The organism is Ramlibacter humi (assembly GCF_004681975.1).
In the GTDB taxonomy this organism is placed as follows: domain Bacteria; phylum Pseudomonadota; class Gammaproteobacteria; order Burkholderiales; family Burkholderiaceae_C; genus Ramlibacter; species Ramlibacter humi.
The window spans coordinates 280420-302594 of sequence record NZ_SMLK01000005.1 but is presented as its reverse complement, the minus strand read 5'-3'; the positions used below and the strand labels follow the sequence as shown (position 1 = coordinate 302594).

Genomic DNA, 22175 nt, shown 5'->3' with positions numbered 1-22175 from the left:
GCGAGCACATCGCCTGCGTTCAGGGCTCCTTGCTATGACGGCGATCCCGGACAGCAGTGCGCGAAGGCGGGAATCCATGGCTTCCACTGACGCAAACACGGAAGCCATGGGTCCCCGCCTTCGCGGGGACGACGCCCTCTGGAGGAAAATTCGCCGGATGCGCATCCTCTTCTACGCCACCGCCACCAAACCCGCGCCTTGGGTCGACGGCCTGAAGGCCGCCCTGCCGGAAGCGGAAGTGGCGCCGTGGGAACCCAACTCCCCGCCGGCCGACTACGCCGTCGTCTGGTCGCCGCCGCAGGACCTGCTCGACACGCAACCGAACCTGCGCGCCATCTTCAACATCGGCGCGGGTGTCGATGCGCTGATGAAGCTGAAGCTTTCGCCGCGGACGCAACTGGTGCGCCTGGACGACGCCGGCATGTCGGTGCAGATGGCCGAGTACGTGTGCCACGCCGCCAGCCGCCATTTCCGCGAGCTGGATGCTTACGAGCAGGACATCGCCGAGGGCAAGTGGTCGTACCGCAAGCCGCGCGAGCGCGCCGACTACCCGGTCGGCGTGATGGGCCTGGGCGTGCTGGGCACGCGCGTGGCGCAGGCGCTGCGCACGTTCGAGTTCCCGGTGAACGGCTGGAGCCGCTCGGCCAAGGACGTGCCCGGCGTGCGCTGCTTCTCGGGCGAGAAAGGGCTGGATGAATTTCTCGCCGCCTCGCGCATCCTGGTGTGCCTGCTGCCGCTGACGCCGGACACGCAGGACATCCTGAACGCGCGCACGCTGGGAAAACTGCAGCCCGGCGGCTACCTCATCAACGTGGCGCGCGGCGGCCACCTGGTGGAAGAAGACCTGCTGACGCTGCTGGGCAGCGGCCATCTCGCCGGCGCCACCATCGACGTGCTGCGGCAGGAACCACCCTCCGCGGAGCATCCCTTCTGGAAGCATCCGAAAATCACGCTGACGCCGCACACCTCGGCCCGCACGCTGCGCGACGACAGCATCGCGCAGATCGCGGGGAAGATCCGGGCGATGGGGCGGGGTGGGAAGGTGGCGGGGGTCGTGGATAGGCAGAGAGGTTATTGATCAACGGGGCGCCCTCACCCCAGCCCTCTCCCAGAGGGAGAGGGAGCAAGACAAAGGAACCAGCATGAAGCTGCCCAGCAAAGTGAAGATCGTGGACGTGGGTCCGCGCGACGGCTTGCAGAACGAGAAGGGCCAGGTCCCCGCCGAGATCAAGATCGGCCTGGTGCACCGGCTGCAGGACGCGGGGCTGAAGGAGATCGAAGTCACCAGCTTCGTCTCGCCCAAGTGGGTGCCGCAGATGGCCGACAACGCCGAGGTGATGGCGGGCATCCAGCGCCGGCCCGACGTGCGCTACTCGGTGCTGGTGCCCAACATGAAAGGTTTCGAAGCCGCGGTGGCCAGCCGGCCCGACGAGATCGTGGTGTTCGGCGCCGCCAGCGAGGCTTTCAGCCAGAAGAACATCAACTGCTCCATCGCCGAGAGCATCGAACGCTTCGCGCCCGTGGCCGAGGCCGCGCTGGCGAAGGGCATCGCGGTGCGCGGCGCCATCTCCACCGCGGTGGGCTGCCCGTACGAAGGCGACGTGGCGCCCGAGCGCGTGGAGCTGGTCGCGCGCCTGATGAAGCAGATCGGCGTGCAGCACGTCGGCGTGGCCGACACCATCGGCGTGGGCACGCCGAAGAAGGTGCAGGCCGCGATGGAAGCGGCGCTGAAGCACTACGACATCGACCACGTGTCCGGCCACTTCCACGACACCTACGGCCAGGCGCTGGGCAACACGCTGGCGTGCCTGGAGATGGGCGTGTACCACTACGACACGTCGTCCGCGGGCCTGGGCGGCTGCCCGTACGCCAAGGGCGCGACCGGCAACGTGGCGACCGAGGACGTCGTCTACATGCTGCACGGCATGGGCATCGAAACCGGCATCGACCTCGACAAGCTGATCGACGCGGGCAAGTACATCAGCGACTTCCTGCAGCGCAAGCCGAACTCGCGCGCGTCGACGGCCATCCTGAACAAGCGGGCGGGTTGACGCGGATGTGCGGCGCTGAACTCACCTCCCTTCCCGAAGGCGTGCAACGCGTGGCGCGGCTGCTGCAGCAGCACGGGCACCCGCATGCGCCGGTGATGCTGGACGACGCGGCGCGCACGGCGCAGCAGGCGGCCGACGCGCTGGGCATCCAGGTCGGGCAGATCGCCAAGAGCATCATCTTCCGCCGCAAGTCCGACAACGTGGCCGTGCTGGTGGTCACCAGCGGCGACCGCCGCGTCGACGAGAAGAAGGTCGATGCGCTGGTCGGCAAGACCGGCCGCGCCGACGCGGATTTCGTGAAGGACAGGACGGGCTACTCCATCGGCGGCGTGTCGCCGCTCGGCCACGCGCAGCCGCCGGTGACGCTGATCGACCGCGACCTGTTCCGCTTCGACGTGATCTGGGCCGCGGCGGGCCACCCGCACGGCGTGTTCCAGCTCAAGCCGCAGGACCTGGAGAAGCTGACCGGCGGCGCGCCCGTCGCCGACGTGGTGCAGGAGCCCGCGGCTTGAGCTTCGCAAGCACGCGCGTGAGGCGGCAGCTGCGCGAAGTGGCGCAGCTGCCCGAAGGCGCGCCCGTGCCTTCGCCGTGCAACAACGTCTGCCGCATCGACGCCGCCACCGGCCTCTGCCTGGGCTGCCTGCGCACCCTCGACGAAGTGGCGGCATGGGGCTCGATGGCCGACGAAGGCAAGCGCGAAGTGTGGCAACGGCTGGGCGCACGCGCCGGCGTGGAGGAGAAGGCATGAAGCACATCGACTTTCACCTGGACTTCATCTCGCCATACGCCTACCTGGCGTTCGAGCAGCTGCCGCGCGCCCTGGAAGGGCTGAGCTACGAGGTGGCTTACCGGCCCATCCTGTTCGCGGCGCTGCTCAAGCACCACGGCCAGCTGGGGCCGGCGGAAATCCCGGGCAAGCGCGAGTGGACCTACCGGCAGGTGCTGTGGCAGGCGCAGGCCGCGGGCCTGCCGATGCAGATGCCTTCCGCGCACCCGTTCAACCCGCTGGGCCTGCTGCGCCTGGCCACGGCGTGCGGCCCCAACCGCTACGTGTGCGAGACGCTGTTCCGCCACGCGTGGCGCGGGGGTGAAGACGCGGCGGATCCCGCGCGCCTGCAGGCGTTGCAGCAGCAACTGGCGCCGCGGCGCGACCCGGCCTCGCAGGAAGTGAAGGATGAGCTGAAGGCAGCCACCGGGCAGGCCATCGCACAGGGCGTGTTCGGCGTGCCCACCTTCGCGGTGGACGGCAAGCTGTTCTGGGGCGTGGACTCGCTGCCCATGCTGCGCGCGTACCTGGAAGGCCACGAGTGGTTCGGCGCACCGTGGGATGAAGCCGCGAAGGCGCCGGCGGCGGTGAGCCGCGTTCGCGCCGGCTGAGCACTTGCCAGACGGCTGAGGCGCCGTTACCCTTCCTCACACAAGCCTGAAAAAGGCAGGGAGGGATCCAATGGATCTGCCGATTGGCCGCACCGCGGCACAGCGCATCTGCGCCTGGATCAAGGGAACGTGGCGCGAGCCCATCGAGGCCGCGCTCCAAGGCACGCCGTTTGACATCGACCTGGCCTGCGCCATCGCGTGCAAGGAAACCGGCGTCCACGTCTTCCAGTTCCTGGGCAGCCTCTCCGACGACGACATCCTCGCCCGCTGCGTCTTCGACGCCAGCGGCGACGCGGCCGGCACCTCGCGCAGCGCGTTTCCGCGCAACACGGCGGCTTTCCGCAGCCGCTACGGCGACGCATTCACGGAGATGCTCATCGAGGAAGCCAATCGCACCCGCCTCATCCGCGGCCTGGATGCGGCGTCCTGGGTCTACAAGGGCTATGGCCTCTTCCAGTACGACCTGCAGCACGTCGTGGAAGACGAGGCGTTCTTCCGCGGGCGGCGCTGGTACGACTTCGACGCGTGCCTGGACAAGCTGGTGTCCGAGCTGCAGCGCAAGTACGACGACGCGCACGGCGACTTGAGGGATGCCGTGCGCCGCTACAACGGCAGCGGCCCCAAGGCCGAGCTCTACGCCACCCACGTCATGCAGTACCTCGAATTCAGCCAGGCCGTCGAGGCCTGATGTACCTGCGCCCCGCGCAGGGGCACGCGAGCGAAGGGAGCATCCGATGAACGGCATTCCGATCCGCGGCCGCGTCCTGTGCGGCTTGCTGGCCACCAGCATGGCGCTGGGCGGCTGCGCCAGCCCGTACGTCCAGCCGCCGCCGGCCGAGCCCGCGGGCAGGAAGCGCATGGAGCTGCCCGACGCGCTGGCCCTGTCGCGCGGCTACCACCAGGCTTACCGCGCCAAGGTCATCGAGCTGGGCGAAGCCGAGCGAGCGGCCAGCAACGGCCTGGTCACGCTGGGCGGCGTGCTGCTCGCGCTGGCCGCGGGCAAGGCGCACCGCGACACCATCGCCGGCGTGTCCATCATCGGCGGCGTCGGCTACACGCTGGGCGTGATGAACAACGACAAGCGGCGCTCGCTGATCTACGTCGCGGGGATGAAGGCGCTGGAATGCGCCAACGAGACGGTCGCGCCCATGGTCCGCGACGACGACCTCGTCGCGCAACTGAAGGCGCAGGTCAAGGCGGTGGACGACGGCATGGACCAGGTCGGCCGGCTGTCGGGCGCCTTGTCCGCGGAGCTGCTCGCGGTCGGCGGCGCGGCGACGCCGCCCGACGTGGTGCTGGTGCAGGACACGCTCGCCGCCGCCAAGGCTTCGTCGGAGCGCGCCGCGGTGGCGTCGGCGGCCGCGTCCGACTTGCGGGACAAGCAGGCGAGCGCGGGTGAACAGCTGCACAACGCGGTGCTGCGCATCGATGCTTCCGTGCTGGACGAGCTGCGCGGCACCGAAGGGGCGATCCAGGCCGTGCCCGCCATCCTCGGCGACCTGGCGAAGAACGTGGCCGCGTTCTCGGGCGTGGCGGCGCCGCCGGCGCCCGCGGCGTCCGCGGCCGGCGAAGGGCCGCATGCGGGGGGCCCCGGCGCCGATGCGCGCAGGCGCGTCGCGCTGCCCGGCCTGAAGCAGCTGGCGGTGCAGCTGCAAGGCGCCGCCGGGCAGCTGGACGCCCGCTCGGCCCTGCTGTCCAAGGTTGTGGCGGGCCTGCAGCAAAGGCTGCAGGCCGACCGCCTGGCCAGCTGCAAGGTGGAAGGCGTGGACACCACGATGACGGTCGCGCCCGCCGCGCTGACCTTCAAGGACAAGAAGGCCGACACGCAGATGGTGGTGGTCAAGGGCGGCAAGCTGGACTACCGGGCCCAGTTCTCGCAGTCGAACACGCCGGGGCTGAAAGTGGAGCCGCCCAGCCCCTTCATGCGCTCGGACGTGATCGTGGTCACCGCGGGCGCCGACGTGGCCGGGCCGGCCACTTACCAGCTGGTGGTGCGCGATGCCGCGTCGCAGATGCAGGTGATCCCGGTGAATGTCGAAGGGCCCGGTGCGGCGGGCGGCGGCGCCACCGATGCCGCCGCGGTCAACACGCAGGTGAAGGAGGAGCTGCTCAAGCTCACTCCTTTCAAGATGGCGAGCGGCGCGGTGGTGGACCTGGTCGGCGTGGAGACCAAAGCCGCGGGCTCGTACGAGGTGCGCTACAAGACCCGGAGCGGCACCGCCCCTTCGGCGGCCGACGTGGCGAAGGAATTGGCGGCGGCGCCGGCCATCGCCAACCGCTTCGGCCAGCTCACCCTCACCGCGGTGCCTGACGGCGCCGCGCCGAACGCGGGCGGACCCGCCAGGAAGAAGGCGCCGCCCAACGCAGGGGGCGCGAAGCCAGGCGGGGCCGTGGCCTCGCCCGCCATCAGCGGCGGGCCGGTGATCGACAGGCTCACGCCGGGGCAGCTGCAGCAGGTGCAGTCCAACCTGTGCCTGTCGCCCGCCGAGGCGTCGGGCCGCTGGGACATCCGCAGCGCGAACGCGCTGGACCTCGACCGGCAACGGCGCAAGGCCAAGGGTGAAGCGGTGGCGCAAGGCCAGATGACCGATGCCGAGCTCAAGCTGGTGCTCGAGCGCAAGCCCTCCGAAGTGGCGCAGCTTTGCGGCGGTAAATGAAGCCCGCCGCGGCCCCGCGCGAAGCCAGGGTCGCGTATGCGGCGCTGGGCCGCGAAGGCCAGTTCCGGCTGGCGAGCGAGCTGGTGGCCACCCGTGCGCACGAGCTCAAGGCCGCTTACGCCGGCGTGCTGAGCGTGGGCTTCGGTTTCAAGAGCAGGCGCACCGCGTCCGGCGCCAGGCGCCTCGTGCGTGTGCCTTGCGTGGTGTTCGAGGTGCCGCGCAAGAAGCCGATGCGGCGCGCGCAGGACCGTGCGCGCGCGATCCCGCCGTACCTTCTCGCGTACGAGGACGTCGAAGGCGTGCGCAGGCTGTGCGCTGTGCCGACCGACGTCAAGGAGACCGCGGACTTCGGCGATGCGTTCGCGCACGGCGGCGGCGAAGACAACCCGTCGCCGTTCCAGCTGGTGGTCGCCGGCAAGCGGCCCGGCGAAGAAGTCTGGGGCGCGCTCACCGCCGTGGTGCGCAGGTCGTCGGCGCCGGGCGTGCTGCACGGCCTGAGCTGCCGCCACGTCCTCAGCCGCTCGCTGGCCGACCAGCCGGACATCGCTTCCAACCGCGCGGTGTGGGCCGGCGAAGGCAGCGCCCTGGGCCGCACGGATGCCACGCGCGGCGACCTGGTGCCGCAGCCGCTCGCCAGTTTCGATGCGCAGCTGCTGCGCCTGGGGCCGGGTGCCAGCGCGGCGGCTGCGGGGCTGCTCGGGGGCATGAGCCTGGACCCGCAGCATCCCGTGCTGACCGGGCCGCAGGCCATCCCCGACGGTTTCTGGGTGCTGGCGCCGCGCGCCGACGCGCAGGGCCGCCGCATCCGGCTGTGGGTGAAGTTCCTGGACTGCCCACAGTGGCGGCCGATCTCGTACCCGCTGCCGCAGGGGCCGATGGACGTCGCGCACATGCTGCTGCTGCGCGGCCAGGTCACGGGCGGCCGCCTGCAGCCGGGCGACAGCGGCTCTCCCGCCGCGGTCGCCGCGCCCGGCGGGGCCACCTTCGTCGGCATGTACCTCGGCGGCGACGGCACCAACGCGTTCTTCATTCCGGGCTGGCAGCTTCTCGTTCCGGGCAACTTCGGCTTGCCCTCCAGCCAGTCGCTGCAGCTCATCAATCCCTGAGCGAAACGCGCTCCACCGCATCGTGAAACCCCGTCTTCGGGTTTCACCTGAATTCGTCAGAGCCGCGTAGGTTTCGCGCAAGCCTTTGTTGGTTTGGCGCAAGGGCCGGGTCAGAGGCTTTCCGAAGAATGCGCGCACTGCCCATCCCGGGCAGAGCATTCTGGAGACAAGCCCCATGGCAACCGCAACCGCAACTGCCGCCGCCGCCAACCGGCCGATGACGGCGGAGGAGAAGAAGGTCATCTTCGCCTCGTCGCTCGGCACCGTGTTCGAGTGGTACGACTTCTACCTGTACGGCTCGCTCGCCGCCATCATCGCCAAGCAGTTCTTCGCCGGGCTGGACGCGGGCTCCGCGTTCATCTTCGCGCTGCTGGCCTTCGCCGCCGGCTTCATCGTGCGTCCGTTCGGCGCCATCGTGTTCGGCCGCCTGGGCGACATGATCGGCCGCAAGTACACCTTCCTGGTCACCATCCTGATCATGGGCCTGTCGACGTTCATCGTCGGCGTGCTGCCCGGCTACGCCGCCATCGGCGCCGCCGCGCCGGTCATCCTGATCGCGCTGCGGCTGCTGCAGGGCCTGGCCCTCGGCGGCGAGTACGGCGGTGCCGCGACCTACGTCGCCGAGCACGCGCCGCACGGCAAGCGCGGCGCCTACACGGCGTGGATCCAGACCACCGCGACGCTGGGCCTGTTCCTGTCGCTGCTGGTGATCCTGGGCGTGCGCACCGCCGTCGGCGAGGCCGCCTTCGCCGACTGGGCTTGGCGCATCCCGTTCCTGGTCTCCATCCTGCTGCTGGCCATCTCGGTGTGGATCCGCCTGTCGCTGAATGAATCGCCCGCCTTCCAGAAGATGAAGGCCGAGGGCAAGACGTCCAAGGCGCCGCTCGCCGAGTCGTTCGGCCAGTGGAAGAACCTGAAGATCGTGATCCTGGCGCTGCTGGGCCTGACCGCCGGCCAGGCCGTCGTCTGGTACACGGGCCAGTTCTACTCGCTGTTCTTCCTGACGCAGCAGCTGAAGGTGGACGCCGTCACGGCCAACCTGATGATCGCCGCCGCGCTGCTGATCGGCACGCCGTTCTTCATCGTGTTCGGCTCGCTGTCCGACAAGATCGGCCGCAAGCCGATCATCATGGCTGGCTGCCTGCTGGCCGCGTTGACGTACTTCCCGGCGTTCAAGGCCCTGACCGAAGCCGCCAACCCCGACCTGGCCGCCGCGCAGGCGAAAAACAAGGTCGTGGTCGTCGCCGACCCGAACGAGTGCTCGTTCCAGTTCAACCCCACCGGCACCGCCAAGTTCACCAGCTCGTGCGACATCGCCAAGCAGCTGCTGGCCGCCGGTTCGGTGAGCTACGAGAACGAGAGCGCGGCCGCGGGCACGCCGGCCGTCATCAAGATCGGCAGCACCAGCATCCCGTCGTACACCGCGAAGGGCATCTCCGCGGATGACGCGAAGAAGAAGGACGCCGAGTTCAAGAAGACGGTGGCCGAAACGCTGAAGGCCGACGGCTACCCGACCAAGGCCGACCCGGCCAAGATGAACAAGGTCATGATGATCGTCATCCTCACCTACCTGGTGATCCTAGTGACCATGGTCTACGGCCCGATCGCCGCCATGCTGGTGGAGCTGTTCCCCACGCGCATCCGCTACACGTCGATGAGCCTGCCGTACCACATCGGCAACGGCTGGTTCGGCGGCCTGCTGCCCACGACGGCGTTCGCCATCGTGGCCCAGACCGGCAACATGTACAACGGCCTCTGGTACCCGATCATCATCGCCGGCGTCACGCTCGTGATCGGCACGCTGTTCGTGAAGGAAACCAAGGACGTGGACATCTACGCCCGCGACTGATCCCGCGAAGGACCGTCACTGAAGGGGCCCGCCTGGCGGGCCCCTTTGTTGAAAGCCCATCGCTGGAGGAGACCCCCATGTGGAAACTGATCGCCGGCTTCGTCGCGTTCGCGGTGATTGCCCTGTTCGTCATCTTCAAGGCCGGTGACAAGGTCGACATGAGCGGCGAGAAGCACGGCGCCGAAGCGGTGCATGCCCCGGAGCCCGCGGCATCGACTGCCAAACCCTGACATCCCGCCGCCTGCGCCTGAGGCGGTTTTGCCGCGGCAGGCGGCAATAGTTCCGAATACCCCCGGCCGGCGCTGCCACGGCCGGGCTCCCTAGAATGTTCGGCCTTCAAGGAAAACCACGGCCGTATGACCCAGGGAACGATCCGCATCCGCGGCGCCAGGCAGCACAACCTCAAGAACCTCGACCTCGACCTGCACACGGGCGAGCTGACGGTCGTCACCGGCCCCAGCGGCTCGGGCAAGTCCAGCCTCGTGTTCGACACGCTCTATGCCGAGGGGCAGAGGCGCTACGTCGAGACGTTCTCGGCCTACGCGCGCCAGTTCCTCGACCGCATGGACAAGCCGGCGGTCGACCGCGTGGAAGGCGTGCCGCCGGCCATCGCCATCGACCAGACCAACCCGGTGCGCAGTTCGCGCTCCACGGTCGGCACGATGACCGAGCTGAACGACCACCTGAAGCTGCTGTTCGCGCGCGCCACCGAGCTGTTCGACCGCAAGACGGCGCGGCGTGTGCGGCACGACTCGCCGGAGACCATCTACGCCGAGCTGATGGCGCGCACCGAGGAAGGCGATCCGCGCCTGGTGGTGACCTTCCCCGTGGAACTGCCCGCGAGCACCACGCCCGAAGAAGTGGAGCAGTGGCTGGCCGCCAGCGGCTTCACGCGCGTGCAGGCCGAGCGCGAGGTGGGTACGCCCACCGGTCCGCGCAAGGTGCTGGACGTGGTGGCGGACCGCTTCCGCATCCAGGGCGTGGAGAAGGCGCGGGCGATCGAGGCCATTGAGGTGGCGCTGAAGCGCGGGGCGGGGCGGATGAGCGTGTATGCAAACCCCGTTCGCCCTGAGCCTGTCGAAGGGCAGGGCGAAGGTGTTTCGACAGGCTCCACGCGAACGGATTCCGGTGACATCTGGAAGTTCTCCACCGGCCTGCATTGCCCCGACAGCGACATCCGCTACGCCGACCCCATCCCGTCGATGTTCTCGTTCAACTCGCCGGTGGGCGCGTGCGAGGTGTGCCGCGGCTTCGGCCGCGTGATCGGCGTGGACTACGGGCTGGTCATCCCCAACGACAAGCTCACGCTGCGGGCCGGCGCCATCAAGCCGATGCAGACGCCCGCGTGGCAGGAATGCCAGGACGACCTGATGCGCCACGCCGAATCGGCGGGCATCCCGCGCGACACGCCCTGGTACAAGCTGACCGCCGAGCAGAAGCAGTGGGTGATCAATGGCACGCCCAGCTACAAGGAAGGCAACTGGAGCAAGCAGTGGTACGGGGTGAAGCGCTTCTTCGCCTACCTGGAGACCAAGGCTTACAAGATGCACATCCGCGTGCTCTTGTCCAAGTACCGCAGCTACACGCCCTGCGACACCTGCGGCGGCGCGCGCCTGAAGCTGGACAGCCTGCTGTGGCGCCTGGGCTCGAAGGAAGATGCCGATGCGGTGCTGGAACCCGCGAAGCGCTTCATGCCCGTGGGCGTGGACTGGTCGCGCGAGCAGCTGGAAGCGCTGCCGGGGTTGTGCCTGCACGACCTGATGCTGCTGCCGATCGCGCAGCTGCGGAAGTTCTTCGCGCGCCTGGCGCCCGACGCCACCGCCAGCGCGACGGAAGGTGAGCACCAGGCGCTGAAGCTGCTGTTCGAGGAAATCACCACCCGCCTCAAATACCTCGTCGACGTCGGCATCGGCTACCTCACGCTCGACCGCCAGAGCCGCACGCTCTCCGGCGGCGAGGTGCAGCGCATCAACCTCACCACGGCGCTGGGCACCTCGCTGGTGAACACGCTGTTCGTGCTGGACGAGCCCAGCATCGGCCTGCACCCGCGCGACATGAACCGCATCACCGAAGCCATGCACCGCCTGCGCGACGCGGGCAACACGCTGGTGGTGGTGGAGCACGATCCCGCCGTGATGGTGGCGGCCGACCGCATCATCGACATGGGCCCCGCGCCCGGCGAGCGCGGCGGCCAGATCGTGTTCGATGGCACCACGCAGCAACTGCGCGGCGCCGACACGCTGACCGGCGCCTACCTGGGCGGCCGCAAGCACGTGGGCATGGGGTTCAAACGCGCGGTCACCGCGGCCACGCCGCGCCTGGTGCTGGAAGGCGCGCGCGAGCACAACCTGAAGAACCTGTCGGTGGAATTCCCGCTGCAGCGGCTGGTGTGCGTGACCGGCGTGTCGGGGTCGGGCAAGTCCACGCTGGTGCAGGACATCCTGGCGCCGGCGCTGCTGCGCCATTTCGGCCGCGCGACGGAAGCGCCCGGCCACCACGAGCGCCTGCTGGGCGCCGACCACTTGGGCGACGTGGTGTTCGTCGACCAGTCGCCCATCGGCAAGACGGCGCGGTCCAACCCGGTCAGCTACGTCGGCGCGTGGGACGCCATCCGCGAGATCTTCGCCAACAGCGGGCTGGCGAAGCAGCGCGGCTACACCGGCGCCAAGTTCAGCTTCAACAGCGGCGACGGGCGCTGCCCCACCTGCGGCGGCAGCGGCTTCGAGCACGTGGAGATGCAGTTCCTCTCCGACGTGTACCTGCGCTGCCCCGACTGCGACGGCAAGCGCTACCGCCCCGAGATCCTGGAAGTGACGATCGAGCGCCAGCCCATTGGGGCGGTGAAGCCGCGCGCGATGAACGTGGCCGACGTGCTGGAGCTCACCGTCAGCGAAGCGGCTTCGTTGTTCGCGAATGACCGCGACGTGATCCGCGCGCTGCAGCCCATCGTGGACGTCGGCCTGGAATACGTGAAGCTGGGGCAGCCTGTGCCCACGCTCTCGGGCGGTGAATCGCAGCGCCTGAAGCTGGCGGGCTTCCTGGCCCTGGCGGCCAAGTCGTCCAGCGCTTCGCGCCAGGGCCTCGCGGCCAAGGGCACGCTGTTCCTGTTCGACGAGCCGACCACCGGCCTGCACTTCGACGACATCGCCAAGCTGATGCGCGCGCTGCGCAAGCTGCTGGAGGCGGGACATTCGCTGGTGGTCATCGAGCACAACCTCGACGTGATCCGTGCCGCGGACTGGCTGGTCGACCTGGGGCCGGAAGGCGGCGACGTGGGCGGCCTGCTGGTGGCCGAGGGGCCGCCGGAGGAAGTGAAGCAGCATCCGACGTCGCACACGGCGAAGGCACTGCGGGAGTACGACGGGGTGATGGCCAACGAACCGCTCGCCCTGAGCTTGTCGAAGGGCAGGTCCAGACCCGACCGTCCTGAGCCCGTCGAAGGACAAGCTCAGCCCGAACGGACAACGCGCGTCGAAGCCATCCAGATCGTCAACGCGCACGAGCACAACCTCAAGAACCTGTCCGTCGACATCCCGCACAACCGCTTCAGCGTGATCACCGGCGTGTCGGGCTCGGGCAAGTCGACTCTCGCCTTTGACATCCTGTTCAACGAAGGCCAGCGCCGCTACCTGGAATCGCTGAACGCGTACGCGCGCAGCATCGTGCAGCCGGCGGGCCGGCCCGAGGTGGACGCGGTGTACGGCATCCCGCCCACCGTCGCCATCGAACAGCGCCTGTCGCGCGGCGGGCGCAAGTCCACCGTGGGCACCACCACCGAGGTGTGGCACTTCCTGCGCCTGCTGTACGTCAAGCTGGGCGTGCAGCACTGCGTGAAGGACGGCGCCGAGGTGCGCCCGCAAACGCCCGACAGCATCGCCGCGCAGCTGATGCGCCGCTACAAGGGCCAGCACATCGGCCTGCTCGCGCCGCTGGTGGTCAACCGCAAGGGCGTGTACACCGAACTGGCCGAGTGGGCCCGCAACCGCCGGTACACGCACCTGCGCGTGGACGGCAACTTCCTGCCGACCACCGGCTTCCCGCGCATCGACCGCTTCAAGGAACACACCATCGAACTGCCGGTGTGCGACCTGGACGTCACGCCGGCCAACGAAGCGCTGCTGCGCGAGAAGCTGGCCGAGGCGCTGGAACATGGCAAGGGCGTGCTGCACGTGCTCGCGCCGCTCACCGGCTTGCGCGAAGCGATGGAGCTGGGGCTGGGCAAGCACCACCACATCGGGCAGATGGAAGTGTTCTCCACCCGCCGCGCCTGCCCGGTGTGCAGCACCAGCTACCCGGAACTGGACCCGCGCCTGTTCTCGTACAACAGCAAGCACGGCTGGTGCCCCGAGTGCGTGGGCACCGGCGTCAAGCTGACGCGCGAACAGCGCAAGGCTTTCGACGACACGGTGCAGGCCGACGACAACAAGGGCCGCGAGCAGACCTTCGCCGAACCGGAGGTCGAGGACCTGACCGACGAAGCCTGCCCCGTGTGCCACGGCACCCGGCTGAATGCGCAGGCGCGCGCGGTGCTGTTCGACGGGACCGGCATCCAGGAAGTGGCCGCGCTGTCGGTCACCGATGTGCGCCGCTGGATCGAAAGCCTGCAGGTCAAGGGCGTGATGAGCGAGCGAGAGCAGGGCATCGCGCGCGACCTGATCCCGGAGATCCGCAGCCGCCTGGAATTCCTGGAGGAGGTGGGCCTGGGCTACCTCACGCTGGACCGCGGCGCGCCGACGTTGTCGGGCGGCGAGGCGCAGCGCATCCGCCTGGCCGCGCAGCTGGGCAGCAACCTGCAGGGCGTGTGCTACGTGCTGGACGAGCCCACCATCGGCCTGCACGCGCGCGACAACCAGATCCTGCTGGACGCGCTGCACAAGCTGGGCGGCAAGGGCAACACCCTGGTGGTAGTGGAGCACGACGAGGACACCATCCGCCGCGCCGACCACATCATCGACATCGGCCCCAGCGCGGGCAAGCGTGGTGGACGCGTCATCGCGCAGGGCACGGCCGACGACGTGACGGCGAGCGAAGAGTCGCTCACCGGCCGCTACCTGCTGCATGCGATGCGGCATCCGCTGAAACCGCGCCGCAACGGCGAAGAGGAAGGCCAGAAGCTGAAACTCCGCGGCGCCGACCTGCACAACCTGCGCAAGGTCGACGTCGACGTGCCGCTGCGCCGCCTGGTGGCGGTGACGGGCGTGTCCGGCTCGGGCAAGTCAACGCTGGCGCGCGACGTGCTGCTGCACAACGTGCAGGCGGCCGTGCAGCAGCGCACCACCAAGGCCGGCCGCGACGCCGACGACCGCGGCAAGCGGCCGAAGTGGAGCGGCTGCGGCTCGGTGGACGGCTACCAGGCCATCGACCGCGTGCTGGAAGTCGACCAGACGCCCATCGGCAAAACGCCGCGCAGCTGCCCGGCCACCTACATCGGCTTCTGGGACACCATCCGCAAGCTGTTCGCCGACACGCTGGAAGCCAAGGCGCGCGGCTACGGGCCGGGGCGCTTCTCGTTCAACACCGGCGAAGGCCGCTGCCCCACCTGCGAAGGCCAGGGCATGCGCACCATCGCGATGAGCTTCCTGCCCGACGTGAAGGTGCCCTGCGAGTCGTGCCACGGCGCGCGCTTCAACCCGGAGACGCTGGCCGTCACCTGGCGCGGCAAGAGCATCGGCGACGTGCTGCAGATGGAGGTGGACGAGGCGGTGGATTTCTTCGCCTCCATGCCCAACATCAGCCACCCGCTGCAACTGCTGAAGGACGTGGGCCTGGGCTACCTCACGCTGGGGCAGCCTTCGCCGACGCTGTCGGGCGGCGAGGCACAGCGCATCAAGCTGGTGACCGAGCTGTCCAAGGTGCGCGACGACATCACGCGCCGGGGCCAGAAGGCGCCGCACACGCTGTACGTGCTGGACGAACCGACGGTGGGCCTGCACATGGCCGACGTGGAGAAGCTGATCCGCGTGCTGCACCGCCTGGTGGACGGCGGCCACAGCGTGGTGGTGATCGAGCACGACCTGGACGTCATCGCCGAAGCCGACTGGATCATCGACCTGGGTCCGGAGGGCGGCGGCGAAGGCGGCCGCGTGGTCGCCGCGGCGCCGCCGGAGGAGGTGGTGCGATTGGGCACGCACACCGGAAAGGCGCTGCAGCCGGTGCTCGAGAGGGTCTGAGTCCATGCGCTCCCCCGGTGGCGCTGGTGCCATCGGGGGATGCCGCGGCGCCGGGCCGCGGCGAAGGTCGCGGCCCATGACCTCGCCCGCCCGCCCCATCGCCTTCGTCCTGGCCGCCACTTCGCACGGCAGCCTGATCGTCAACCGCTTCGACCGGCGCGAGCTGCCGGACGGCCAGGCCTATGGCGTCGGCCAGCAGCTGTTCGATCGCTCGGCTTTCGATCCCGAGGAAGTGGAACTCGCCAAGCGCCTGCTGGACTGCCGGCGCATGGAAGCGGGCGACGGCCTGGTGGCGCTGGATGGCGGCGCCAACATCGGCGTGCACACCGTGGAGTGGGCGCGCCACATGCATGGATGGGGCAGCGTGCTGGCCATCGAAGCACAGGAGACCGTGTTCTACGCGCTCGCAGGCAATCTCGCGTTGAACAACTGCTTCAACGCGCGCGCCTTCCTCGCGGCGCTGGGCGCCGAACCCGGCACGCTGCCGGTGCCGCAGCCGGACTATTGCCGTGAAGGCAGCTTCGGCAGCCTGGAGTTGCGGCGCCGGCAGGGCACCGAGTTCATCGGCCAGGCTGTCTCCTACGATCCCGCCGATTGCCGGCCGGTGCAGGTGATCACCGTGGATTCGCTGGGCCTGGAAAGGCTGGACTTCTTCAAGCTGGACGTCGAGGGCATGGAAGCCGACGTGCTGCGCGGCGCGCGCGAAACGCTGGCGCGCTGCAAGCCGCTGCTGCTGGTGGAAGTGATCAAGTCCGACCAGCGGGAATTGCGCGAGCTGCTCGGCGCGATGGGGTACCGCGGCGCGTATCCGCTGGGGCTGAACTGGCTGGCGGTGCACCGGGACGATCCGGCCGCGCGAAGGATCGACGCGTCGGATGGGCGGCTGGTATTGCGCACCGAGGCCTGACAATGGCCGCATGCAAGTCTTCTACAACGACCGCCAGGCCGCCCACCACGGCAAGCACGAGATGTTCCGCGGCGAGCTGGTGCCGTGCTTCGAGGTGCCGGCCCGCGTGGAGCACGTGCTGGCCGAACTGAAGTCGCGCAAGCTCGGCGAGTTCGCGCCGGTGCCGGAGATCGGCGACGCGCTGCTCCAGCGCGTGCACGCGCCGCGCTACCTGCGCTTCCTCGAAGGCGCGTGGGACGAGTGGGTGGCGCTCGACCCGAAGAACGCGCAGCGCGACGCGTTGCCTTCGTACTGGCCGATCCGCACCTTCCGCCACGACGTGCTGCCCGAGAGCTTCCCGGCGCGCATGGGCCTGTTCTCGTACGACGCGGGCTCGCCGCTCACCAGCGGCACTTGGACGGCGGCTCGTCAGGGCGCCGCATGTGCATGGGGGACCGCGCAGCGCCTGCTCGCCGGCGATCGCGCCGCATTCGCGCTGACGCGCCCGCCCGGCCACCACGCGGGCCACGACTTCTTCGGCGGCTACTGCTTCCTGAACAACGCAGCCATCGCGGCGCAGGCGTTGCGCGACGGTGGGCTGCAGAAGGTCGCGGTGATGGATGTCGACTACCACCATGGCAATGGCACGCAGGCCATCTTCTACGAGCGCGGCGACGTGTTCTTCGCCAGCGTGCACGGCGATCCGCGCACCGAGTACCCGTACTACCTGGGCTACGCGGATGAACGTGGCGCCTGCGCGGGCGAGGGCGCCAACCTGAACCTGCCATTGCCGCGAGGGACGGACTTCGTGACGTGGCGCGGCGCGCTCGCCAAGGCGCTCGAGGCCATCCGCGCGTGGGGTGCGCAGGCGATGGTGGTCTCACTCGGCGTGGACACCTTCGAGGACGACCCGATCTCCGGCTTCCGCCTGCGCAGCGGCGACTACCTGCGCGTGGGCGAAGACCTGGCGGCCACGGGCCTGCCTTGCGCCTTCGTCTTCGAAGGCGGCTACGCGGTGGCCGCCGCCGGCGTCAACGCCGTCAACGTGCTGGACGGCTTCCGCCAGCGCGCGGGCTGAGCGCGGTTTCGGTTTCGCGTCCGCGACAGCGGCGCAGGGACTTTCCCGATGCGCGAACGGGGCGCGGCCCGTCCAATCGCGGGCTTCGATCGTCCCCTTTGGAGAACAACATGCGCCGCCGACAACTGATCCAGCTGGCTGCTTCCGCCATCGCCGTGCCCACGCTGCCCGCCTTCGCGCAGGGCGCGGGCTTCCCGAACAAGCCGATCCGCCTGCAGATCGCCTTCCCCGCGGGCGGGCCCACCGACATCACGATGCGCTCGCTGGCCGACAACGCCGGCAAGGTGCTGGGCCAACCCGTCATCGTCGAGAACAAGCCGGGTGCCGGCGGCACGCTGCCCGCGCAGCAGCTGCAGTCGTCGCCGGCCGACGGCTACACGCTGGCGCAGATCCCGCTGGGCGTGTTCCGCCTGCCGTACACGACGAAGATCAACTGGCACCCGGTCAACGACATCACCTACATCATCAACGTCACCGGCTACGCGTTCGGCATCGCGGTGCCGGCCGACAGCCCGTTCAAGACCTGGGCCGACTTTGTGGCGTACGCCAAGGCCAATCCGGGCAAGCTGAGCTACGGCTCGACCGGCACCCTGACGAGTCCGCACCTCACCACCGAGCTGATCGCGCAGCAGCTGGGCATTCAGCTGAACCACATCCCCTACAAGGGCAGCGCGGACCTCGCGCAGGCCATCGGCGGCGGGCACATCATGGCGATGGCCGACTCCACCGGCTTCGCGCCCCTCGTGCAGGCCGGCAAGGTGCGCGTGCTCAACACCTGGGGCGACAAGCGCCTGGACAAGTTCCCGGACGTGCCGACGCTCAAGGAACTGGGCCTGAACATCGTGCAGAACTCGCCCTTCGGCATCGGCGCCCCGCGCGGCACGCCGCCGGAAGTGGTGAACAAGCTGCACGAAGCCTTCAAGAAGGCGATGGAGGAACCCAGCTACGTGGCCGCGCTGGCGCGCTACGACATGCTGCCCATGTACATGAGCCCGGCGCAGTACACCAGGTTCGCGCAGGACACCTTCGCCACCGAGAAGGCGCTGGTGGAGAAGCTGGGGCTGGCGAAGCCGAGCTGACAGCGGCCCGGCCGTTCGCCGCCGCATCGGCCCCGTCCGACGCCGGCATGCGCCGCTGCGCTGCCGCGCCAGCGCACGGCGGAGCGACAATCCCGGCATGCCCGCGCACAAGCCGCTCGTCTGGCTGCCTGCCTGCCACCGCAACCTGGACCTTTCGGATCCGGGCGGGTACACGGTGCTGGCGGACCGCTACGCGGCCTGCGTGTGCGAACTGGGCCTGCAGCCGGTGCTGTTCCCGATGGCGGGGGCCGGCGACATCCGCGAGCTGCTGCCCCTGGTCGACGGCGTGCTGCTCACCGGTTCGCCATCCAACGTCGAGGCATCGCACTACGGCACGAAGGCGCTCGACACCGACCTGCTCGACCCGCGCCGCGACGCGCTGACCATGGCGCTGGTGAAGGCGGCCGTCGCCGGCGGCACGCCGCTGTTCGGCGTGTGCCGCGGCCTGCAGGAGATGAACGTGGCGCTGGGCGGATCGCTGTACCAGCGCGTGCACACGGAGCAGGGGTTGCTCGACCACCGCGAGCCCGAATCCGGAAGCCTCGAAGAGCAGTTCGCCGAGCGGCACGAAGTCCTGCTGGAGCCCGGCAGCGCTTTCGCCCAGTGGGCCGGCGGCACGCGGGCGCTGGTGAATTCGCTGCACGGCCAGGGCATCAAGCGGCTGGGCGAAGGCCTGGTGGCCGAAGGCCGCGCACCCGACGGCCTGGTGGAGGCGGTGCGCGTGGACCACGCGTCGGCTTTCGCTTTCGGCGTGCAGTGGCACCCCGAATGGCGGCACAACGCCAACGCGTTCTACGCGCGCACCCTCGAAGCCTTCGCCCAGGCGTGCCGCGAGCATTGCCGCCGGAAGATGCTCTGACGCCGGCGCGCGCGTTGTCCTGCCCCCTCACGCGTTTCGTCTCGTAACAAACGAGCTGATCAGCTCGCGGCGCCGCGTGGAAAAGTTCCTCGGCGTTCGCGCCATCCTTGCGAAGAATGCGCTTCCCGTTACACACATGAGGACAAAGGGAGACATGAGGAAGTTGCTGTGGGCCCTGGCCGCCGCGTGCGCGGCCTGGACCGCGCCGGCGATGGCGCAAGGTGGCAAGGAATGGGTGCTGGCCGTCAGCGAAGGCACCTCCGGCGGCACCGACCACGCGCGCGTGATCGCCAAGTACGGCGGGCTGGCCGGCGTCATCGGCGACGCGGCCAAGCACAAGGTGGTGGTCGTCTTCGTGCGCGAGTTCGGCCTGCTCGAGGAAGGCATGAAGCAGGGCCGCTACGACTTCGTGATGGCGCGCCCCAGCGACTACCCGGCGCGCGGCGTGCGCGACTACGGCTACCGCTACGTGGCCAACGCCAACCCCGACGGCAACTGCCTCATCGTCGCGCCCAAGAACTCCGGCCTGAAGAAGCTGTCCGACGCGCACGGCAAGCGCTGGGTGCTGCCGGAGCAGGCCGCGTACATGACCAAGTTCTGCCGCGCCGAGCTGCGCGACCAGGGCATCGACATCGACAAGGAAAAGGTCGCGTACACGCGCGAGCAGGCCACCGTGGGCCAGTACCTGGACACCGGCTTCGCCGACGTGGGCGGCGTGGCGTCCTATTCCGGCCTGGCCAAGGAGTGGCAGAAGAACGGCGGCGTGGTGCTGCACAAGAGCAAGCCGCAGCCTTACTTCCCGCTGATCGCCGGCAAGTCGGTCAGCGCCAGGCAGGTCGAGGCGATCCAGAAGCAGCTGGCGTCCATCGAAACGGTGCCCGGCGGCCCCGACGCGCTGAAATCGATCGGCATCACCGGCTTCGACACCGGCGGCGAGAAGCGCCTGAGTGAGCTGCTCGACTGGCTGGGGAAGAAGCCCGCGCTCTAACGCCCGGGGCGCGCGGCCAGAATCGCCCGCGCCACTTCCGCGAAGCCCGCGCCGCGCTCCCCGCGCGTGACGTACGCGGGCGCGTGCGACAGCTGGTCCCAGAACCGCGCGATGTTGGCCACGCCCACGCTGTGCGGGAAGTGCTCGAACATCAGCACGTCGTTGGTGGAATCGCCGACGTAGACCCAGCGTTCCAGCTGCGCGTCCAGGTCTTCGTCCAGCAGCTGCCGCACGATCCAGCGCGCGCCTTCGCGCTTGGAGTGGCTGCCGTACCAGCCGTTGACGTGGATGGAGCTGACGGTGGCGGTCATGCCTTCGGAACGCATCAGCGCCACCACTTCGTCGATGCGCGCCTGCGGCAGCTGCGTGAACTCGCTGTGGTCGATGGCGATGTCGGTCTCGCGGCCCGGGCTGTCCTCGGCGCGGCGGGCGCCGGGGATCTCACGCTCGATGCGCGCCAGCACGCGCTGCATGCGCTCGAAGTTCACGCGCCGCTCGGCTTCGGGCTGCTGGTACAGCTTGCGCAGCCGCCCGTCGTCGCCGCGCACCAGCGCCACGGCGCCGTTCTCGGCCACGATGGCGTCCACCGGCCAGGCCAGCGCGAAAGGCTCGCTCCAGCCCACCGGGCGGCCGGTGATGGGGATGACGTGCAGCCCCGCCGAGCGCAGGTCGCCCAGCGCCTGCAGGGCGTCTGGCGTGATCGCGCCCTCGGTGGTGAGGGTGTCGTCGATGTCCGTGAAAAGACCGGCGATGCCCTGGCGGGCTTCGGCGGTCCATTGGTCGAGTGGCGTGTGGTCTTGGGTCAAGGCTGCAGGCGGCGCCCATCCCAGCCGGCCTGGTACATGGGGGAGTCCGCGGGTGGGGCTCCGGCGCGGTCGAAGATCGACCCGCCGTCCGCGGATTGTTGCAGTGTTGAGGCCGAGGCCGAGAACTGCACGCCGGTGCCGGTGCCCGCCGGGCAGGCGCCCGTGTCGATGTAGTTGACGGCCGCCGCCAGCAGGGGCTCGTTGCTGGCGCCCAGCGCCTTGGTGGCGTCCTCGCGCACCCGGCACTGCACCGGGAAGCCGGCCTGGTATTCGCCGAAGCCCTGGGCGTTGTAGACCTGGAACTCGATGGGGAAGTAGGCGCTGCCGCAGTTGTCCTTGCGGTGGAAGCCGTAGGGCTTGCCGCAGGTGCGGTCGCCGATCAGGACCACCTGCACGCCGATGCCGCGCAGGCTGTTGATGATGGATTCGCTGGCCGAGCAGGTCAGCTGCGAGGTCAGCACGTACAGGCGCGGCAGCGACAGCTGCGGCAGCGCGGTGCCCGCCGGGTAGTTGTCTTCCGCCACCGTGACCGTGTTGCTGTACCAGAAGGTGCCGGCGGCGTTCTCGCCGGTGCGGCGCGTGTTGTAGCGCACCGATTCGAAGATCTGGCCGTCCACCGAGGGGCCGGCCACCATGGCCGCGGCGGCCTGGGCGATGTAGATGAAGCCGCCGGAGTTGTAGCGCAGGTCCAGCACCAGTTCCTGCACGTTGGCGGCCTTCAGGCTGGTGAAGGCGGCGATCAGCGCATCCTGCGCGCCGCGGCTGTGCTCGTTGAACAGCAGGTAGCCCACCTTGCGGCCGGTGCGGCTGGTCATGGTGCGAACCATGGGCACGGGGTTGGTGTTGCTGGTCAGCACCGAGGGCGTGGCGTTGCCGCTGCGGACGTTCTGCATCGCGTCGGCGGACGTCGCCGTCATCACCGTGCTGAAGCGGTCGCGGGCGCGGCCGTTGGCGTCGGTGGTTTTCACCAGCAGCGCGTTGAAGTACGACGACATGTCGCTGTAGCCGGCGGCGTCCGCGCTGGGCATCTCGTCGTTCCAGAGGTAGGTCTCACCCATGTAGGCCTGCAGCCAGCGCTGCTGGTCCGGCAGGCCGCACTGGTTCGCCAGGGAGGACGAGAGCTGCGCACCGGAAGCGGTGTCGCTGCTGCTGCCGCCGCCACCGCCGCCCCCGCAGGCCGCCAGCGTGAGCGCCACGAAAGTGGTGGCAAAGGCAGCTGCGTGGCGCAGCGAGGGAACTTGTAACACGGCTCAACTCCACGGAAGAGCC

The 22175-nt window shown here is 69.5% G+C and carries 18 protein-coding genes; 16 read left to right on the top strand and 2 right to left on the bottom strand.

Annotation, left to right across the window (positions count from 1 at the left end; translation table 11 throughout):
• Nucleotides 1–157: 157 nt before the first annotated feature.
• The 16 genes from EZ216_RS16285 (at nucleotide 158) to EZ216_RS16215 (ending at nucleotide 20100) form a co-directional block, all read left to right on the top strand.
• Nucleotides 158–1078, top strand: coding sequence for a 2-hydroxyacid dehydrogenase (locus EZ216_RS16285; RefSeq protein WP_135250835.1), 921 nt, complete (start codon nucleotides 158–160; stop codon nucleotides 1076–1078).
• Between the two features lie 64 nt (nucleotides 1079–1142).
• Complete coding sequence (locus tag EZ216_RS16280; RefSeq protein WP_135250834.1) at nucleotides 1143–2051, top strand: hydroxymethylglutaryl-CoA lyase; 909 nt, start codon at nucleotides 1143–1145, stop codon at nucleotides 2049–2051.
• Between the two features lie 5 nt (nucleotides 2052–2056).
• On the top strand, nucleotides 2057–2563 hold the full coding sequence (locus EZ216_RS16275; RefSeq protein ID WP_135250833.1) for a YbaK/EbsC family protein: 507 nt from the start codon (nucleotides 2057–2059) through the stop codon (nucleotides 2561–2563).
• The gene (locus tag EZ216_RS16270) at nucleotides 2560–2799 is read left to right on the top strand and encodes a DUF1289 domain-containing protein (RefSeq protein WP_135250832.1); all 240 of its coding nucleotides are present in this window, start codon (nucleotides 2560–2562) and stop codon (nucleotides 2797–2799) included. Before EZ216_RS16275 ends, EZ216_RS16270 begins: the two co-directional genes overlap by 4 nt.
• Complete coding sequence (locus tag EZ216_RS16265) at nucleotides 2796–3428, top strand: 2-hydroxychromene-2-carboxylate isomerase (RefSeq protein WP_135250831.1); 633 nt, start codon at nucleotides 2796–2798, stop codon at nucleotides 3426–3428. Before EZ216_RS16270 ends, EZ216_RS16265 begins: the two co-directional genes overlap by 4 nt.
• A gap of 70 nt (nucleotides 3429–3498) precedes the next feature.
• The gene (locus EZ216_RS16260; protein WP_135250830.1) at nucleotides 3499–4116 is read left to right on the top strand and encodes a hypothetical protein; all 618 of its coding nucleotides are present in this window, start codon (nucleotides 3499–3501) and stop codon (nucleotides 4114–4116) included.
• Between the two features lie 46 nt (nucleotides 4117–4162).
• Nucleotides 4163–6085, top strand: coding sequence for a hypothetical protein (locus EZ216_RS16255; RefSeq protein WP_135250829.1), 1923 nt, complete (start codon nucleotides 4163–4165; stop codon nucleotides 6083–6085).
• Nucleotides 6082–7191 (top strand): hypothetical protein, encoded by a 1110-nt coding sequence (locus EZ216_RS16250; RefSeq protein WP_135250828.1) that lies wholly within the window; start codon nucleotides 6082–6084, stop codon nucleotides 7189–7191. Before EZ216_RS16255 ends, EZ216_RS16250 begins: the two co-directional genes overlap by 4 nt.
• Nucleotides 7192–7366: 175 nt before the next feature.
• Nucleotides 7367–9040, top strand: coding sequence for an MFS transporter (locus tag EZ216_RS16245; protein WP_135250827.1), 1674 nt, complete (start codon nucleotides 7367–7369; stop codon nucleotides 9038–9040).
• A 77-nt stretch (nucleotides 9041–9117) separates the two neighbouring features.
• Nucleotides 9118–9270, top strand: coding sequence for a hypothetical protein (locus EZ216_RS21475; protein WP_167772939.1), 153 nt, complete (start codon nucleotides 9118–9120; stop codon nucleotides 9268–9270).
• Nucleotides 9271–9396: 126 nt separating this feature from the next.
• Nucleotides 9397–15210, top strand: a complete 5814-nt coding sequence (uvrA, locus tag EZ216_RS16240) for an excinuclease ABC subunit UvrA (protein ID WP_135250826.1) — start codon at nucleotides 9397–9399, stop codon at nucleotides 15208–15210.
• 76 nt (nucleotides 15211–15286) lie between these two features.
• Complete coding sequence (locus EZ216_RS16235; RefSeq protein WP_135250825.1) at nucleotides 15287–16117, top strand: FkbM family methyltransferase; 831 nt, start codon at nucleotides 15287–15289, stop codon at nucleotides 16115–16117.
• Between the two features lie 10 nt (nucleotides 16118–16127).
• Nucleotides 16128–17174 (top strand): histone deacetylase family protein, encoded by a 1047-nt coding sequence (locus EZ216_RS16230; protein WP_135250824.1) that lies wholly within the window; start codon nucleotides 16128–16130, stop codon nucleotides 17172–17174.
• 110 nt (nucleotides 17175–17284) lie between these two features.
• Nucleotides 17285–18253, top strand: coding sequence for a Bug family tripartite tricarboxylate transporter substrate binding protein (locus tag EZ216_RS16225; RefSeq protein WP_135250823.1), 969 nt, complete (start codon nucleotides 17285–17287; stop codon nucleotides 18251–18253).
• 97 nt (nucleotides 18254–18350) lie between these two features.
• On the top strand, nucleotides 18351–19112 hold the full coding sequence (locus tag EZ216_RS16220; protein ID WP_135250822.1) for a gamma-glutamyl-gamma-aminobutyrate hydrolase family protein: 762 nt from the start codon (nucleotides 18351–18353) through the stop codon (nucleotides 19110–19112).
• 154 nt (nucleotides 19113–19266) lie between these two features.
• Nucleotides 19267–20100: a phosphate/phosphite/phosphonate ABC transporter substrate-binding protein gene (locus tag EZ216_RS16215; protein ID WP_205959690.1), complete on the top strand. Its 834-nt coding sequence runs from the start codon at nucleotides 19267–19269 to the stop codon at nucleotides 20098–20100.
• On the opposite strand, the gene EZ216_RS16210 is transcribed toward EZ216_RS16215, so the two are convergent.
• Both EZ216_RS16210 and EZ216_RS16205 read right to left on the bottom strand, forming a co-directional pair.
• On the bottom strand, nucleotides 20097–20906 hold the full coding sequence (locus EZ216_RS16210) for an HAD family hydrolase (protein WP_205959689.1): 810 nt from the start codon (nucleotides 20904–20906) through the stop codon (nucleotides 20097–20099). The two genes, EZ216_RS16215 and EZ216_RS16210, sit on opposite strands and share 4 nt — an antisense overlap.
• Nucleotides 20903–22153: a S41 family peptidase gene (locus EZ216_RS16205; RefSeq protein ID WP_135250821.1), complete on the bottom strand. Its 1251-nt coding sequence runs from the start codon at nucleotides 22151–22153 to the stop codon at nucleotides 20903–20905. The genes EZ216_RS16210 and EZ216_RS16205 overlap by 4 nt, the downstream gene beginning before the upstream one ends.
• Between the last annotated feature and the right edge of the window lie 22 nt (nucleotides 22154–22175).

Bases quoted from the DNA above. Each gene is read 5' to 3' on its own strand.
- EZ216_RS16285 (WP_135250835.1), top strand. From the start codon at position 158: ATGCGCATCCTCTTCTACGCCACCGCCACCAAACCCGCGCCTTGGGTC.
- EZ216_RS16280 (WP_135250834.1), top strand. From the start codon at position 1,143: ATGAAGCTGCCCAGCAAAGTGAAGATCGTGGACGTGGGTCCGCGCGAC.
- EZ216_RS16275 (WP_135250833.1), top strand. From the start codon at position 2,057: ATGTGCGGCGCTGAACTCACCTCCCTTCCCGAAGGCGTGCAACGCGTG.
- EZ216_RS16265 (WP_135250831.1), top strand. From the start codon at position 2,796: ATGAAGCACATCGACTTTCACCTGGACTTCATCTCGCCATACGCCTAC.
- EZ216_RS16260 (WP_135250830.1), top strand. From the start codon at position 3,499: ATGGATCTGCCGATTGGCCGCACCGCGGCACAGCGCATCTGCGCCTGG.
- EZ216_RS16255 (WP_135250829.1), top strand. From the start codon at position 4,163: ATGAACGGCATTCCGATCCGCGGCCGCGTCCTGTGCGGCTTGCTGGCC.
- EZ216_RS16250 (WP_135250828.1), top strand. From the start codon at position 6,082: ATGAAGCCCGCCGCGGCCCCGCGCGAAGCCAGGGTCGCGTATGCGGCG.
- EZ216_RS16245 (WP_135250827.1), top strand. From the start codon at position 7,367: ATGGCAACCGCAACCGCAACTGCCGCCGCCGCCAACCGGCCGATGACG.
- EZ216_RS21475 (WP_167772939.1), top strand. From the start codon at position 9,118: ATGTGGAAACTGATCGCCGGCTTCGTCGCGTTCGCGGTGATTGCCCTG.
- uvrA (WP_135250826.1), top strand. From the start codon at position 9,397: ATGACCCAGGGAACGATCCGCATCCGCGGCGCCAGGCAGCACAACCTC.
- EZ216_RS16235 (WP_135250825.1), top strand. From the start codon at position 15,287: ATGACCTCGCCCGCCCGCCCCATCGCCTTCGTCCTGGCCGCCACTTCG.
- EZ216_RS16230 (WP_135250824.1), top strand. From the start codon at position 16,128: ATGCAAGTCTTCTACAACGACCGCCAGGCCGCCCACCACGGCAAGCAC.
- EZ216_RS16225 (WP_135250823.1), top strand. From the start codon at position 17,285: ATGCGCCGCCGACAACTGATCCAGCTGGCTGCTTCCGCCATCGCCGTG.
- EZ216_RS16220 (WP_135250822.1), top strand. From the start codon at position 18,351: ATGCCCGCGCACAAGCCGCTCGTCTGGCTGCCTGCCTGCCACCGCAAC.
- EZ216_RS16215 (WP_205959690.1), top strand. From the start codon at position 19,267: ATGAGGAAGTTGCTGTGGGCCCTGGCCGCCGCGTGCGCGGCCTGGACC.